Here is a 14,834-nt window from a genome sequence, read left to right as displayed (position 1 = left end):
CAGAAGCGCCCCTTGCACGGCAACCGCAGCCGTCAGGAACCTGTACCCACCGCGGCACGCGGAGCGACGACGCCCCGCCGACAGGGACGGGAATCCTCGGAGGCAGTCAGAGGCAGCGGTCTCCACAACCTCCCTCCGAGAGACCTGAGTTGACGAAGCGGTCACGGCCGTCCTGCGTACCGAGGGGCACTCGTCGTGTCGGAAGGCCCGGACGACGAGGCTCGTGTCCTGTCCAAGGGCCTGGGCGTCGCGGACGGTCCGCGTGAGATTTTCCGCCGGGCGACCGAGAGAACCCCGACGAGCCTGCGCGACACCGCGCGCCTGACACCCATGACAGGGAAGCGCTTCGACGCAAGGCCTTTCGGACTCGGTGCGCTGTCCATACGGATCAGCCCATTCTCTCCGTCGCCGGGCTGCGCTAGGCTCCCGCAACGTGTCGAAGCGCTTCGACGTTGCGTTGACGCCGCCGACATGAGGGCAGGCCTTTCGACTCGATGGAGAGCTCTATGCCGAGTTCAGCCGGTTTCACTCGCCGCCAGGCCATGACGACCTCCGCGGCCCTCGCCGTCGCGGCGTTGTCCACCCCCTCGGCCGCCCAGGCCGCCGCCCGGTCCGCTGGTTCCGCCGCGTCCGCGCTGGACGTGGTCGCAGACATGCAGCCGGGCTGGAATCTGGGCAACACCTTCGAGGCCATCGGCGCCGACGAGACGGCCTGGGGCAACCCGCGGGTGACCCGGGCGTTCCTCCGCAGGCTGAAGGCGCAGGGCTTCAGGAGCATCCGGATCCCGGTGACCTGGGGCCAGCACGAGGGCCCGGCCCCGGCCCACACCCTCGACCCGAAGTTCCTGGCCAGGATCAAGGAAGTGGTCGACTGGGCCTTGGCCGATGGTTTCCACGTTCTGATCAACATGCACGGTGACGCGTGGCAGTGGGTGCTGAACATGCCGGCCCAGCATGACGCCGTCCTGGCCCAGTACACGGCAACCTGGCGGCAGATCGCGGCCGCCTTCAGGGACGAGCCGCGCCGACTGCTTTTCGAGAGCATCAACGAGCCCTTCTTCAACGGCAGTTCAGGCGACGAGCAGAACGCCGTTCTGATGAACGAGCTCAACACGACCTTCCACTCCGTTGTGCGCGCGACCGGCGGAGGCAATGCCGACCGGCTGCTCGTCATGCCGACCTTGGGGGACACCCCGGATCAGGCCAAGATCGACAGCCTGCTCGCCACCTTCGCCGCGCTCGACGACCCGAATCTCGTGGCCTCGGTCCACTACTACAGCTTCTGGCCCTTCAGCGTGAACCTCGCCGGCTACACGACCTTCAACGCGGCCACCCAGCAGGACCTGACCGACACGTTCGATCTGGTCCACAAGGCCTTCGTGGCCAACGGGATCCCGGCTGTCGTCGGTGAGTACGGGCTGCTCGGCTGGGACTCCGGCCCCGGCACGGTCGAGGAGGGAGAGACGCTCAAGTACCTCGAGTATCTCGGCCACTACGCGCGATACCGGGGCTTGACCACGATGCTGTGGGACAACGGCAGTCGCTTCAACCGCCGCACCCTGCAATGGAACGACCCGAGCCTCTATGCGCAGATACGGTCGAGCTGGACCGGGCGCTCCGGCACCGCCTCCACCGATCAGCTCTTCGTGCCCAAGGGCAGGACCCCGGCGGACGCGACGATCACGCTGAACCTCAACGGCACCAGGCTGACGAGGATCGATGTCGGCACCCGTCATCTGATCCGGGGGGTGGACTACACCGTCAGCGGCAGCACGCTGACGATCGCGGCGGCGACGCTCGGCCGGCTGACCGCGTCGCAGGAGCACGGCACGAATGCCGTCCTGTCCCTCCGGTTCACGGAAGGAACTCCCTGGGCCGTCAACGTCATCACCTATGACAAGCCGGTGCTGACGAGCGCGACGGGTACGACGGCCTCGCTGGTGATACCCACCGCGTTCAACGGGGACAAGCTGGCGACCATGGAAGCCGTATACGCCGACGGCAGCCCCGCCGGCCCGCAGTCCTGGACGACGTACAAGCAGTTCAACGTGGCCTTCACGCCGGACTACACCGCGGGCACCATCACCTTGCCGACCGCGTTCTTCGGGGAGGTCACCGACGGCGCCACCGTGACCCTGACCTTCTACTTCTGGAGCGGGACGCGACTGACGTACACGGTGACCAGGTCCGGCACCGCGGTCACCGGCACCTCCGCCTGACATCGGGCCCATCGGGAAGTCGCGAGGCTGCGAGTCCCTGAGCACCGAGGGCACCTGCGGCACCAACGGCGACCAGTCCCCGTACTACTGGCCCGTCCTGCGGGACGCCACCCGAGCGGGCATCGCACGCCTGAAGTGAAATGCTCAAAACATTGCAAGGTGGAATAATCTGCTTAAATCGGGAAACACCGTCATTGATGTCCCCCCACTGACCGTGAAAAGGCGGATCGACCATGTCGAAGAAACCACATTCGTCCGAACCACCGCACGGAAGGGGTCCCAGCCGGCACGAGGGCACCGGACAGCACGGCTGGTCGCCCGATGTGGACGAGACGCGCCAGCAGGACAACCCGAGCGCCGAGCGCTCCTTCCGTGCCGAGCATGCCGGCAAGCCCGGTCCGGGCCGGACGAAGTCCGCCGAGGAGACGAAGTCCGTCCCCGGTGACACGGTCAAGAGCCCGAACGCGAGCGGCGAGGAGTACGGCGACGCGGACGAGAAGGGCAGGCGCGACACCGGACACAAGGGTCGCTCCCAGCGCCCCAGCGGCACGAAGGACGCTGCGGCCAAGACCGGCGTGGACCCACAGGATCCGCCGTCCGGGCGCTGACCGGATCAGCCCTCCGATCGGGCCCGGGCGGCAGGTCCTCGGCGAACGACGACCCTGTCAGCAGATCCGCGGCAGTTGCTCCCCGATCGGCAGATCGACCACCCGCGTCCCTCCCAGGCCGGTCCGCGCCACGACCATGCCGGGATGCTCCTCCACGGCCTCGCCGATGATCACGGAGTCCGCGCCCAGAGGATGGGCGCGCATCGCCGCGAGGACGGCGTCGGCGTGCTCGCGCGGGACGAAGGCCACCAGCTTGCCCTCGTTGGCGATGTACATGGGGTCCAGTCCGAGAATGGCGCAGGCGTTGGCCACGGCCGGCGGGACCGGGACGTCGCGCTCCTGGATGACCACCCCGGTCCCGGAGGCCTGAGCGATCTCGTTGAGCGAGGCCGCCAGGCCGCCCCGGGTGGGGTCGCGCAGGACGTGCAGATCAGAGGTGACGGCGAGCATGGTGTCGACCAGGCCGCCGAGCGCCGCGCAGTCGCTCTTGATCTCCACTCCGAACTCCAGTCCCTCGCGTACGCTCATGACCGCCACCCCGTGGACGCCGATGGCGCCGCTGACGATCACGACGTCGCCTGGGACGACCCGCTCAGGGCGCAGATCGACGCCCGCCGGGACGAGACCGATGCCCGCGGTGTTGAGGTAGATCCCGTCACCGTGGCCGGCCTCCACCACCTTGGTGTCCCCGGTGGCCACCTCCACACCGGCGGTGCGCGCGGCCGCCCCCAGAGCCTCGGACACCCGAGTGACCACATCCAGCTCGACGCCCTCCTCCAGGATGAACCCGCAGGAGAGGTAGGCGGCGCGGGCGCCGCTCATGGCGAGGTCGTTCACGGTGCCGTTGACCGCCAGGTCACCGATGCTGCCGCCGGGGAAGAACAGCGGCCGCACCACGTAGGAGTCGGTCGAGAACGCCAGCCGGGCACCGCCCAGCGACAGGACGGCGGCGTCACCCAGCTGGGCGAGCACCTCGCCCCCGAAAGCGGGAGCGAAGATCTGCTGGACCAGTTCGGCGGAGAGCACTCCGCCGCCGCCGTGGCCCATGACGACCCGCGGCCGGTCCCGCAGCGGCGCCGGACACGTCCACGCCTCGACGTCCAGGGCGGGGACGGGGAGATCGGTGGTGTCAGACAACGGGGGTCGCCTCCTGGGCCTTGGTGGCGGGCATGTCCAGCCGCCGGTAGAGGTAGTACGCGGCGCAGGCTCCCTCGCTGGAGACCATGGTGGCCCCCAGCGGCGTACGAGGCGTGCACAGCGTGCCGAAGGCCTCGCACTCGTGCGGCTTGAGCAGCCCCTGCAGGACCTCTCCGCTGCGGCACTCGGCCGGCTCCTGGGTGCGGATGCCCTCGACGGAGAAGCGGTGCTCGGCGTCGTAGGCGCGGTACTTCGGCGCCAGCCGCCAGCCGCTCTGCGGAATCACGCCGATGCCGCGCCAGGCGCGGTCGGTGACCTCGAACACGTCCTCCAGCATGGCCCGGGCGGCCGGGTTGCCCTCCGCGCGAACGGCACGGGCGTAGGCGTTCTCGACGGTGTGCTCACCGCGTTCCAGCTGCCGGACGGTGCGGCGCACGCCTTCGAGGATGTCCAGCGGCTCGAAGCCCGTCACGACGATCGGCACCCGGAAGCGCTCCGCCAGTTCCGGGTACTCCTCCATGCCCATCACGCTGCAGACGTGGCCGGCCGCGAGGAAGCCCTGCACCCGGCAGCTCGGCGACGACATGATGGCCTCGATGGCAGGCGGTACGCGGACATGGGACACCAGCATGCTGAAGTTCCCGATGCCCAGCTTCCGGGCCTGGTGGACCGTCATGGCGTTGGGGGGAGCGGTCGTCTCGAAGCCGATGCCGAAGAACACCACCTCGCGGTCCGGGTTCTGCTGGGCGATCCGCAGCGCGTCGAGCGGTGAGTAGACGACGCGCACGTCACCGCCCTCTCCGCGGACCTGGAACAGGTCCCGTCCGGTGCCCGGCACCCGCAGCATGTCACCGAAGGAGCAGAAGATCACCTCCGGCCGGGAGGCGATCTCCAGTGCCTTGTCGATGACCTCCAGCGGAGTCACGCACACCGGACAGCCGGGTCCGTGGATCAACTCGACCTTGTCCGGCAGGAGTTGGTCGATTCCGTGGCGGATGATGCTGTGTGTCTGCCCTCCGCACACCTCCATCAGGGCCCACGGCCTGGTCACCGTGGCGTGAATGTCGTCGAGGAGCCGGCGTGCCAGCTCCGGGTCCTGGAACTCGTCGATGTACTTCACTTGTTGCGCACCTCTTCCACCGGTTCCGAGCCCGCCGCCTCCGCCGCCGCCGTTTCCCAGGGGTCGCCGAACTCCTCCTGCAACAAGCCGAGTTCGGCGAAGAGTTCGAGCGTCTGCCGCGCCGACTCCTCGTCCAGCCGTTGCAGGGCGAATCCGACGTGGACGATGGCGTACTCGCCGACCTGGAGGTCGGGCAGATACTCCAGGCACACCTCCTTGACCACGCCGCCGAAGTCGACGGTGGCCATCCGGGTACCGTCCCGCTCCTCGATGTCCAGCACTCTGCCGGGTACCGCCAGGCACATGAGCCTCTCCTCGCTGTGGTCGCGCGTTTGCTCAGTCGGTGGGAGTGGGACTGGGGGTGGCGCGTGCGGCCACCATCAGTTGGCCCAGCGCCAGACCACCGTCGTTGGGCGGCACCAGGTGGTGCCGCAGGACCGTGAAGCCGTCCTCGCGCAGGGTGGCGGCACAGGCCGAGGAGAGCAGCGTGTTGGCGAACACGCCTCCCGTCAGGGCGACGGTGTCCAGCCCGTGCCGCTCTCGCGCCCGCGCGCACATCCGGTGCACCAGGCCGGTCACGCCCCGGTGGAAGCGCGCGGCGACCAGGGCCGGCTCGACACCCACGCGCAGGTCGCCGACGATCGCCGCGAGGACGGGTGCCGGATCGGCCCGTACGGCGCCGTCCCGGCTCTCCTCGGACGCGTGCAGCGCGAAGGCGTACGCGGTGGTGTCGTCGGCGGGTGCGCGCAGAGCCGCCCCTTCCAGTTCGACGGCGGCCTGTGCCTCGTATCCGGCTCGATGGCACACCCCGGCGAGAGAGGACACCGCGTCGAAGAGGCGGCCCATGCTGGATGTGGGCACACAGTTCAGTTCGCGCTCCAACTGCCTTTCCAGGACGTGGAGTTCGTCGGCAGGACAGGCGGTCGTACAGGCGAGGTCGTCGGACCAGTCGATCCCGGCCGCCCTCAGGTGGGCCAGCGCCATGCGGTACGGCCGGCGCACCGCGGCGTCGCCACCGGGCAGGGGAACATACGCGAGATGTCCGAACCGGGTGAAGCGGTCGTAGTCGGCGAGCAGGAACTCCCCGCCCCACACGGCGCCGTCGTCGCCGTGGCCGGTGCCGTCGAAGGCGACGCCGATCACCGGCCGGGTGCCGTCCAGTCCGTGCTCGGCCATGGCGGCGGCGATGTGCGCGTGATGGTGCTGGACGCGTACGACGGGCCGGTGCGACGCGTTCCGGTCGGCCCATCCGGCGGAGCGGTAGCCGGGATGCCGGTCGGAGACCAGGGTCCCGGGGCGCACCCCGGTAATGGACTCCAGCTGCGCCACCGCGCGCTCGAAGACCCGCTGTGTGCCTACGTCGTCCATGTCGCCGATGTGCGCCGACAGCCAGGCCTGACGGCCCGCCCCGAGACAGAAGGCGTTCTTCAGGTCTCCGCCGACGGCGAGGGCCGGCCGCACGGGCAGCGGGAGGGAGACCGGCAGCGGGGCGTAGCCACGCGAGCGACGGATCACCAGTGGCTCCCCGTCGCAGACGCGGACCACGGAGTCGTCGCACGGGACGTGGATCGGCCGGTCGTGGGTGAGCCAGGCGTCGGCCAGGTGCGCGAGTCGCTCCAGCGCCTCGTTGTCGTCGGTGACGATGGGCTCACCGGACAGGTTGCCGCTGGTCATGACGAGCAGCCCAGGGCCGTCCGGGTCGCCGGGCAGACCGAGCAGCAGATGGTGCACGGGCGTGTAGGGCAGCATCACGCCGAGGTCGGGGCTGCGGGGTGCCACGGCCTCGGCGGGCCGGGGCTCCCCGCCGGCGGGCGCACGCCGCCTCAGCAGGACGACCGGCCTGGCCCGGTCTTCGAGGAGGTTCCGCTCCGCCGGGCTCAGCCGGACGAGGTGACGGACATCGTCCGCGGTCCCGGCCATGACGGCGAACGGCTTGTCCCCGCGCGCCTTCCGCCGGCGCAGGAGAGCGACCGCCTCCTGGTTCGAGGCGTCGCAGGCCAGGTGGTAGCCGCCCAGGCCCTTCACGGCGAGGATCGCGCCCCGCTTCAGCAGCGCGCGGGCCTCGGTGACCGGGTCCTCCCCCTCGACCTCGCTGAGCCTTTCCTCCTGGGCGAGGACCAGCTTCAGACGGGGCCCGCAGGCCGGGCAGGCGACCGGCTGCGCGTGGAACCGGCGGTCGGCCGGATCCGCGTACTCCCGGGCGCAGTCGGGGCACATCGCGAAGCCGGCCATGGTGGTGTTCGCCCGGTCGTACGGCACGCCGGTGACGATCGTGAAGCGCGGGCCGCAGTGAGTGCAGTTGACGAACGGGTGCCGGTAGCGCCGGTCCGCCGGGGCGGCCAACTCGGCGAGGCAGTCGGCGCAGGTGGCGGAGTCGGGGGAGACCAGGGTGCGGGCCGGTCCGCCGGTGCGCGAGGTGAGGATGGTGAACCCGGTGCCGCCGATGGGCGGCATCTCCCGGTGGTGGACGGCCTCCACGCGGGCCAGCGGCGGCGCCTGGGCGGCGATCAGGTCGCAGAACCGAGCCACGGCCGAGGCGTTGCCCTCGACCTCCGCGACGACGCCCTCCGGGGTGTTGGTCACGTGTCCGGCCAGGGCGAGTTCGGTGGCAAGGCCGTAGAGGTAGGGCCTGAAGCCCACGCCCTGTACCACACCCCGGACGGTGACCCGGCGGCGTCGTGGGGTGCTCTCGGCGACGGCGGTGGGAGCCTGCGGACCGCTCACGAGTGGGTGTGGGCCATGGTGCCGGTGGCCTCCGGGTGCGGGTGCGCGTGAGTGTGCGGGTGAGGCTGGCGGGTCATGACCGGTGAGTGGACAGGTGTCCCGTCCATGGCGGCCAGCGCCCGGTCGAGCAGCGCGCCGACCCCCAGCCCCCGGCGTGCCGACGTCAGGACCACCTCGACTCCGGGGTTGACCTGCTCCACATTCGCGCGGAACGCCGTCTCGTCGAACTCGACGGCCTCCGCGATGTCGGTCTTGGTGACCACCACGAGGTGGGCGAGGCCGAAGGCGGTGGGGTACTTGAGTGGCTTGTCCTCGCCCTCCGTCACGGAGGCGAGGGTGACCCTCAGGGTCTCCCCCAGGTCGTAGGAGGCCGGGCAGACCAGGTTGCCGACGTTCTCCACGAACAGCAGCCGGGTGTCGTCGGGCAGCCACCCGTCCAGGTGCCCGGCGAGCATCCCCGCCTCCAGATGGCACAGTCCGTCGGTGAGTACCTGCTTGACGGGGACCCCCGAACGCGCCAGCCGGGCCGCGTCGTTCTCGGTGGCCAGATCGGCGCTCAGCGCCGCGACGGGAACGGCCCGCTCCCGTGCCCGCAGCAGTTCGCGCTCCAGCAGCGCGGTCTTGCCGCTGCCCGGACTGGACAGCAGGTTGACGAGCGCGATGCCTCGAGCCGCGAGCTGCGCGCGCAGTTCGTGGGCGCTCGCGTCGTTCTTCGCGAGTACGGCCTGCCGCAGGTCGACGACACGACACATGGTTCAGCGCTCCTCGGAGATCGGTTCGCGGGTGGGCGTGTGCGGGGGGCCGAGGCCGTCCTCCCAGTGCACGTCGACGATCTGCAGTTCCCGGCCCGCGAGCAGGTCGGTCTGCGTACCGCCGCACGCGGGGCAGGTCAGCCGGGGCGGCATGCCGACGGCCCATTCGTGTGAGCACGGGGTGCAGCGGGCCCGCCCCGGCACCGCTTCCGTGATCAGTTCGGCGCCTTCCAGCAGGGTTCCGGCGCAGGCCAGTTCGAAGGAGAAGGCGAGTGCGTCGGGTACGACTCCAGCCAGTTCGCCCACCTGGAGCCGTACCGATCGCACCGCCGTGACGTCTTCGGCCCGTGCGGCGGCCTCTTCCACCTGGTCGACAACGGCCAGCGCGATGGACATCTCGTGCATGGTTGCCGTCCTTCCGTCTGCGGCTGCCTCCGGTCGGCCTTCATTAGAGACGCGCGCGGCCGGGTCGCACGGCCCGGCACGCCGTGGCCGGCCGGCGGGTACGCCGTTCGACGCAACCGCGCGGCGCACCGGCGGCGGGTCCGATTCACATCCGTCTGATGCGCAGGTAGCGCCTCAGGTCGGGAAGTACCTCGACGACTACAGCGACCATGGCGGCGACGGCCGCTCCGCCGATGACGATCTTCTTCATCCCGTCTCTCCTCATGTCGGAGCCTCAGCGGTTGAGGCCTGTGCCACGGACGGCTCGCCGTCCCGCAGCAGCTCTTCGATCAGCCGGACGGCCTTCGGTACGGCGTCGGACACCGGCGGGCTGAGACCGATGCCCTCATCCACCGAGGCCGGTTCGCATCCCACGACCAGGACGCGGCGTGGTGGCTCGCCGCCGGTCCCGGCACACAGGGTGCCCAGCAGTGCCAGGACGGTGTCGGGGGTCATCCGGTGGCCGTCCAGCGCGGGGGCGGCGGGTGAAGGGCTCCCTCCGCCGACGTCGTGCTCGATCACGTACAGCGTGCCGGGGGCTTCGCCGCGTGCCGTGGCGTCCACGAGGACGAGGGTGTCGTAGCCGTCCAGCAGCTGATAGGCGAGGTGCACCCCGCGCACCCCGATGTCCACGACCTCGATGTGTCCGGGCAGGTCGTGCTCGGCGAGCCGGCGGGCGGTCTCCACGCCGAAGCCGTCGTCCCCGAGGAAGACGTTGCCGATGCCCGCCACGAGCGTCCTTGGACCTGGCGGTGGGGGAAGGTTCATACGTCGTCCTCCAGCGGTGTGACCTCGTCGGGCTGGAAGTACAGGAACCGTCCCTGCTCACGGCGGACGTCGGCGCCCGGGTCGCCCTCGACGGTGACCGCCAGGTGCACCCCGCCGTCCACGTCGTGCAGCACCGCTTCGACCTTCGCGGTGCGGCCCCGCAGGAAGATGTCCTGCGCGTCGGTGCGGCGCAGGCCCGGGTGCAGTTCGACGCGGCTGCCCTGGCCCACCGACCGGCCGTCCACGACCACCCGGTCCTGCGCCGGGTCGAAGCCCACGTCGCTCGCAGGGTCCCACCAGGGGGTGTCCGGCCGCATCACCCCGTATTCGTCGGGGAAGCCGGCGTCCGGAGCGGCGGGGCCGGGACCGGTCACCTCGCGCAGGCTCCGCACCGCCCCGTGCAGACGCTCCAGTACCTCGGGCGGCATCGAGTCCGCCAGCTCGATCACGGCGGCCGCCCGCTCGTCCGTACCCCGGGCCTCGCGTTTCTCCTCGTCGGTGAGTGCCGCGGTGCGCAGCGCGAGGATCTCGTCGATCTCCAGGGCGTCGTAGAGCGCGCCGGGGCTCTCCGGCGCGATGGCCGGATGGTCCTCCAGGATGATCGGCGAGGACAGCACGAGGTCGGCGCGGCCGGGTTCGCCGGCGAGTACGGGCCAGGTGTGCAGGTTGCGGCAGGCGGCGACCGCGCCCTTGGCCCACTCGGGGGGATCGGTCATCGAGAGGAATGATCCGGCGCTGAGGGCCATGAGGAGGTGGGTGGCCACCAGGGAGCGCGGCAGCGCCGCCTCCCGGTCCGCGCCGCGGCCTTCTGGCGGTGTCCAGTCGCTGGTGTTCTCGACGACGGCAGTCAGCCGCAACACCCGGTAGGGGCCGTCGAGTTCGCGGGCGGACAGCCGTACGGTCCCGCTGATCTCCTCGCACCGCCGCACCAGTCGGCCGACGGCGCGGCCGGCCTCGTCCAGGACCGGCTCGGTGTCCTCGCGGGCGGGGAGCCGGAAAGGATGCGTGACGCCGTCACCCAGGAGCTCGTCCACCGCGGCGACCACCTCGACGCGCTCCTCGCTTCCCTCGTCCCAGGGCACCAACACCCGGTCGTCGAGGCGGAGTTCGGGCACGGTGTCGAAGCCGCCGTCCGGACGGGCCCGCTGCACCGTGCGCCGTCGGGCGTGCAGGAAGCGCACCTCGACCGAGAGGGTCGCCCCGGCCTTCGGTTCCATCAGGCATTCGGTGTGCTGGAAGTCGTTTTCCTCGCACTCGGTGCCCCAGCCGGGCGGCACGAGCACACCGAACTGCCAGCGCAGCCGGTTCTTGGCCGCCGAGGCGCGGTAGGGGTAGAGCACATAGCCCTCGAAGAGGACGGCGTCGGCCACCTGCCGGGCGAGAGCGAGGCGCTCCTCGGTCTCGGGGGCGAACGCGGTCACGGTCACGGATCGGTCCTTCCGGTGGTGGCGGTGAGGGCGCGCAGCGGGTCGTGCGCGGGCGGGTCGGCACCCCTCTCCAGCAGCGCCGCGACGGTCGCCTCCCAGGAGGGCAGGGCGTGCCGGGAGCGGTAGGCGAGGAGGGCGTCCATGGTGTCGCGGGGCAGCCGGATCCAGCCGCAGCCGGGGAAGTGCTGCTCGACCATCTCTCGCCAGGCGGTGACGGGCATCCGGAAGGCCGCCTCGCGGTCCCACGGGACGGGCTCCACCTGGAAGCCGCCGTCTCCGGTGAACGCCGTACCGGAGAAGAGCATCAGCAGGGGGACCTCGCCGTCGGTGAGGGCGGTGAGGTAGCGGGTGGCGGCGATGTCCATGTCGTAGGTGCAGGGCACGACGAGGTCGGTCTCGATCTCCCCGGTGAAGCTCGGGACCATGACCGAGACCTGGGCGAACTGCACCGGCTGGAGCGTGCTGCCCCAGCGTGAGCGCTCGCCGAAGAGGTCCGCGAGGCCGTCGGCCTCGGCGGGCTCGTAGCCGCGGCGGGCGGGTTCGATGCGGATCTGGCAGCGCAACGCGAGGGCGTGCACGCGCGCGTTGTCGCCGGCGGTGACGCGCAGCCGGAAGACGAGGGTCGGTCCGGCGGCGTACTGGTCGGCGCGGACGCCGGTGCAGGCGAAGGAGAACGCGGTCACGGGTGACCCACCTCGCCCAGGGGCCGGACGCGTCGCGCGACGTCCGCGAAGAACGCGTCCAGCGCGGCGCGGGCTTCGGCTCCACCGTCGAAGCCCTGCCACAACAGGCGCATACGGCCGACGAGTTCGTAGCAGATGTCGATCGGTACGAGGTGGCACTCGAAGCGGCCGTCGGTGCGGCGCAGCAGCAGCGCCTCCACGTCGGGTTCGAGCAGTTCGGCGAGGCGGCTGCCGCCGAGGACGTCCGTCCACGTGGCCGGTTCGAGTTCGCTCTCGGTGGCTCCGGCCGGGCTCGGGTAGAGGGCGACCAGCCGGTCGAGCGCCGCGTTGCGGAAGAGGAAGGCGACGCCGACCGGGATCTGCAGCGCCTCCCACGCGCTCTCGTCGAGGCGGTGTCCGGGGTCGGTGAGGTAGCGGGCCGGGACCGTACGGAAGCGGCCGGCGGCGGCGCCCGGCTGCTCCATCAGCAGCGCGCACGGTGGGCAGGCGCAGACGAGGGCGCGTTTCTCGGTGTCGACGAGATGACGGTGGCCCGCCTCCACCGCCACGGCGCACAGCTCACACCGTTCGGGCTGCGGAGGCCTCTCGGTGAGGAACCTCCGCAGGCCGGGCGTGCGCGTCGCCGGGGACGCCGTCATCGGGCCCCCGTCGGTGCGGTGCCGATCTGGAGGAGCGTCGGCCCCGCGGGGGCGGTCTGTACGTCGACCGCTCTGACCTCCGGTGCGAAGCAGGCGAGCGCTGCCTCCGCGGCCTCCCGGGCACCCGCGCCGGAGCCGCAACCGCAGCCGCCGGCCTCCCGGGCCCGCACCGTCAGGGTGCCGCTCTCCTCGTCGAAGCCCACCACCTCCAGGGTGTGTTCCGCGACCCCGTCGAGGGCGCGGGCGATGCGGGTGTCGCGGTCCTCGGGGTGCAGGTCGTGCAGGACGAGCAGGCTCGCGACCAGGTCGTCACCCAGGAGGCGTGCGGCTGCTTCGCCGGGAGCTCCGGACAGCAGGTGGAGGATGCGGGCGAGGCCGGCACCGTAGAAGTCCATGAGGGACCGGACGAGTTCCTCCGCCGCCGCGGCGGCGGCCGGGTCGCCGCTCTCGGCCAGCCTGTCGAGGATTTCCTCGACCCGGCGCCCGGTCTGCTCCGTGGAGCTGACCGGGCTCATCCGCCCAGTCCGCTCAGGCCGGTGGGCACGTGCATCGACTTCACCGTCTTGCCGCCCCCGACGTACATGTGGACGCCACAGGGCAGACAGGGGTCGAAGCTGCGGACGGCGCGCATGATGTCGATGCCCTTGAAGTTCTCCGGGGTGTTCTCCTCGAAGATGGGCGTGTTCTGCACGGCGTCCTCGTACGGGCCGGGCGTGCCGTAGGTGTCCCGGACGCTGGCGTTCCAGGGGGTCGGCGGGTACGGGTGGTAGTTGGCGATCTTGCCGTCCCGGATCACCATGTGGTGGGAGAGGACACCGCGGACCGCCTCGGTGAAGCCGACACCGATGCTCTCGTCCGGAACCTCGAACTTCTCCCAGGTCTGGGTGCGTCCGGCACGGACCTCCGCCAGTCCCTTCTCCGCGAAGTGCAGGGCGACGGCGGCGGCGTACGCCTGGAAGTACGTGCGGGCGCGGTTGCGCTCCAGCGCGTTGGACCACTTCGGGATCTTCCACTCGAAGGTGGTCTCCGGCTTGGTCATGGTGCGGGGCAGGTTGATGACCACGCTCTGGCCGGTGGCCTTGACGTACCCGATGTCGACGAGACCGGACAGGGCGGTCGACCACAGGCGGGCGATGGGGCCGCCGCCGGTGTCCAGGGCGAGGTGGTCCTTGCCGTCGAACCAGCGCGGGGACATGACCCAGCTGTACTTGTCGTCGAAGTTCCGCTTCTGCGGGGTGGGGATGGTGTGCTGGTTCCACGGGTGGCGCGGGTCCACCGGGTTGCCGAGCGGGTCGTGGGTGACGAACTGCTCCTGCCCCTGCCAGTCCTCGTAGTAGGAGCTGCCCAGCAGGATGCGGATGCCGAGGTTGATCTCGGTGAGGTCGTTGGTGACGAGCTTGCCGTCCACGATGATGCCGGGCGTGACGAACATGCGCCGGCCCCAGTCGGTCATGTTGGCGTAGGTGAAGTCGCAGTACTCGGGGTCGTTGAGCGCGCCCCAGCAGCCGAGCAGGACACGTCGGCGGCCCACTTCCTCGTACCCGGGCAGCGCCTCGTAGAAGAAGTCGAACAGGTCGTCGTGGAGGGGCACGACGCGCTTCATGAACTCCACGTAGCGCATCAGCCGACTGAGGTAGTCGGTGAAGAGCTGCACGGAGGCGATGGTTCCGACGCCGCCCGGATAGAGCGTGGAGGGGTGCACATGGCGGCCCTCCATCAGGCAGAACATCTCGCGCGTGTAGCGGCTGACCTGGAGGGCCTCGCGGTAGAACTCGCCCTCCAGGGGGTTGAGCGAGCGCATGATGTCGGCGATCGTGCGGTAGCCGTGCTCCGCGGCGTGCGGGGCCTCGGTGCGCTCGGCGAGTTCGAGGACGCCGGGGTTGGTCTCCTTGACCATCTTCTCGCAGTAGTCGACCCCGACCAGGTTCTCCTGGAAGATGTTGTGGTCGAACATGTACTCCGCGGACTCGCCGAGGTTGATGATCCACTCGCCGAGGTGCGGGGGCTTCACGCCGTACGCCATGTTCTGCGCGTACACCGAGCAGGTGGCGTGGTTGTCACCGCAGATGCCGCAGATGCGGCTGGTGATGAAGTGGGCGTCGCGGGGGTCCTTGCCGCGCATGAAGACGCTGTAGCCGCGGAAGACCGACGAGGTGCTGTAGCACTCGGCGACTCGCTTCTGCTTGAAGTCGATCTTCGTGTGGATGCCCAGGCTGCCCACGATCCGGGTGATCGGGTCCCAGGCCATCTCCACCAGGCCGCTGCCGTCGCCGGCCGCCTTCGTCGTCGGTGCCATCTGTGTGCCGTGCCCTTC

General features: G+C 70.7%; 15 protein-coding genes. 2 read left to right on the top strand and 13 right to left on the bottom strand.

Features of this window, described 5'->3' with window-relative positions; all coding sequences use genetic code 11:
- Positions 1-506: 506 nt before the first annotated feature.
- Complete coding sequence (locus ACIRP7_RS42580; RefSeq protein ID WP_403671451.1) at positions 507-2,219, top strand: cellulase family glycosylhydrolase; 1,713 nt, start codon at positions 507-509, stop codon at positions 2,217-2,219.
- Positions 2,220-2,452: 233 nt separating this feature from the next.
- Positions 2,453-2,827 (top strand): hypothetical protein, encoded by a 375-nt coding sequence (locus tag ACIRP7_RS42575; protein WP_403671449.1) that lies wholly within the window; start codon positions 2,453-2,455, stop codon positions 2,825-2,827.
- Positions 2,828-2,884: 57 nt separating this feature from the next.
- On the opposite strand, the gene hypE is transcribed toward ACIRP7_RS42575, so the two are convergent.
- From hypE to ACIRP7_RS42510, 13 genes are all read right to left on the bottom strand, one after another.
- Entirely contained in the window at positions 2,885-3,964 is a 1,080-nt protein-coding gene (hypE, locus tag ACIRP7_RS42570; protein WP_403671446.1) for a hydrogenase expression/formation protein HypE, read from the bottom strand.
- Positions 3,957-5,084 carry a hydrogenase formation protein HypD gene (hypD, locus tag ACIRP7_RS42565; RefSeq protein ID WP_403671443.1) on the bottom strand — a complete coding sequence of 376 codons (1,128 nt, stop codon included), beginning with the start codon at positions 5,082-5,084 and terminating at the stop codon, positions 3,957-3,959. Before hypD ends, hypE begins: the two co-directional genes overlap by 8 nt.
- A complete protein-coding gene (locus ACIRP7_RS42560; RefSeq protein WP_079072410.1) occupies positions 5,081-5,389 on the bottom strand; it encodes a HypC/HybG/HupF family hydrogenase formation chaperone in 309 nt (102 codons plus the stop codon). The genes hypD and ACIRP7_RS42560 overlap by 4 nt, the downstream gene beginning before the upstream one ends.
- Positions 5,390-5,420: 31 nt before the next feature.
- Positions 5,421-7,808: a carbamoyltransferase HypF gene (hypF, locus tag ACIRP7_RS42555; RefSeq protein WP_403671439.1), complete on the bottom strand. Its 2,388-nt coding sequence runs from the start codon at positions 7,806-7,808 to the stop codon at positions 5,421-5,423.
- A complete protein-coding gene (gene hypB, locus ACIRP7_RS42550) occupies positions 7,805-8,560 on the bottom strand; it encodes a hydrogenase nickel incorporation protein HypB (protein ID WP_403671436.1) in 756 nt (251 codons plus the stop codon). The genes hypF and hypB overlap by 4 nt, the downstream gene beginning before the upstream one ends.
- A gap of 3 nt (positions 8,561-8,563) precedes the next feature.
- Positions 8,564-8,965 carry a hydrogenase maturation nickel metallochaperone HypA gene (locus ACIRP7_RS42545; RefSeq protein ID WP_403671433.1) on the bottom strand — a complete coding sequence of 134 codons (402 nt, stop codon included), beginning with the start codon at positions 8,963-8,965 and terminating at the stop codon, positions 8,564-8,566.
- Positions 8,966-9,110: 145 nt separating this feature from the next.
- Positions 9,111-9,215: a DUF6893 family small protein gene (locus ACIRP7_RS42540; protein WP_371563411.1), complete on the bottom strand. Its 105-nt coding sequence runs from the start codon at positions 9,213-9,215 to the stop codon at positions 9,111-9,113.
- Between the two features lie 11 nt (positions 9,216-9,226).
- A complete protein-coding gene (locus ACIRP7_RS42535; protein WP_403671430.1) occupies positions 9,227-9,772 on the bottom strand; it encodes a hydrogenase maturation protease in 546 nt (181 codons plus the stop codon).
- On the bottom strand, positions 9,769-11,199 hold the full coding sequence (locus ACIRP7_RS42530) for a hypothetical protein (RefSeq protein ID WP_403671427.1): 1,431 nt from the start codon (positions 11,197-11,199) through the stop codon (positions 9,769-9,771). Before ACIRP7_RS42530 ends, ACIRP7_RS42535 begins: the two co-directional genes overlap by 4 nt.
- Positions 11,196-11,882, bottom strand: a complete 687-nt coding sequence (locus ACIRP7_RS42525; protein ID WP_403671424.1) for a DUF6084 family protein — start codon at positions 11,880-11,882, stop codon at positions 11,196-11,198. The genes ACIRP7_RS42530 and ACIRP7_RS42525 overlap by 4 nt, the downstream gene beginning before the upstream one ends.
- On the bottom strand, positions 11,879-12,520 hold the full coding sequence (locus ACIRP7_RS42520) for a DUF5947 family protein (protein WP_403671421.1): 642 nt from the start codon (positions 12,518-12,520) through the stop codon (positions 11,879-11,881). The genes ACIRP7_RS42525 and ACIRP7_RS42520 overlap by 4 nt, the downstream gene beginning before the upstream one ends.
- The gene (locus ACIRP7_RS42515) at positions 12,517-13,035 is read right to left on the bottom strand and encodes a hypothetical protein (RefSeq protein ID WP_403671419.1); all 519 of its coding nucleotides are present in this window, start codon (positions 13,033-13,035) and stop codon (positions 12,517-12,519) included. Before ACIRP7_RS42515 ends, ACIRP7_RS42520 begins: the two co-directional genes overlap by 4 nt.
- Positions 13,032-14,816 carry a nickel-dependent hydrogenase large subunit gene (locus ACIRP7_RS42510; RefSeq protein WP_062047154.1) on the bottom strand — a complete coding sequence of 595 codons (1,785 nt, stop codon included), beginning with the start codon at positions 14,814-14,816 and terminating at the stop codon, positions 13,032-13,034. The genes ACIRP7_RS42515 and ACIRP7_RS42510 overlap by 4 nt, the downstream gene beginning before the upstream one ends.
- Positions 14,817-14,834: the final 18 nt, after the last annotated feature.

The sequence above is a fragment of the Streptomyces sp. NPDC102270 genome, assembly GCF_044766405.1.
In the GTDB taxonomy this organism is placed as follows: Bacteria; Actinomycetota; Actinomycetes; order Streptomycetales; family Streptomycetaceae; genus Streptomyces.
This window is presented reverse-complemented; position numbering and strand designations above follow the sequence as displayed.

Bases quoted from the DNA above. Each gene is read 5' to 3' on its own strand.
- ACIRP7_RS42580 (WP_403671451.1), top strand. From the start codon at position 507: ATGCCGAGTTCAGCCGGTTTCACTCGCCGCCAGGCCATGACGACCTCC.
- ACIRP7_RS42575 (WP_403671449.1), top strand. From the start codon at position 2,453: ATGTCGAAGAAACCACATTCGTCCGAACCACCGCACGGAAGGGGTCCC.
- ACIRP7_RS42560 (WP_079072410.1), bottom strand. From the start codon at position 5,389: ATGTGCCTGGCGGTACCCGGCAGAGTGCTGGACATCGAGGAGCGGGAC.
- hypB (WP_403671436.1), bottom strand. From the start codon at position 8,560: ATGTGTCGTGTCGTCGACCTGCGGCAGGCCGTACTCGCGAAGAACGAC.
- ACIRP7_RS42545 (WP_403671433.1), bottom strand. From the start codon at position 8,965: ATGCACGAGATGTCCATCGCGCTGGCCGTTGTCGACCAGGTGGAAGAG.
- ACIRP7_RS42540 (WP_371563411.1), bottom strand. From the start codon at position 9,215: ATGAAGAAGATCGTCATCGGCGGAGCGGCCGTCGCCGCCATGGTCGCT.
- ACIRP7_RS42535 (WP_403671430.1), bottom strand. From the start codon at position 9,772: ATGAACCTTCCCCCACCGCCAGGTCCAAGGACGCTCGTGGCGGGCATC.
- ACIRP7_RS42520 (WP_403671421.1), bottom strand. From the start codon at position 12,520: ATGACGGCGTCCCCGGCGACGCGCACGCCCGGCCTGCGGAGGTTCCTC.
- ACIRP7_RS42515 (WP_403671419.1), bottom strand. From the start codon at position 13,035: ATGAGCCCGGTCAGCTCCACGGAGCAGACCGGGCGCCGGGTCGAGGAA.
- ACIRP7_RS42510 (WP_062047154.1), bottom strand. From the start codon at position 14,816: ATGGCACCGACGACGAAGGCGGCCGGCGACGGCAGCGGCCTGGTGGAG.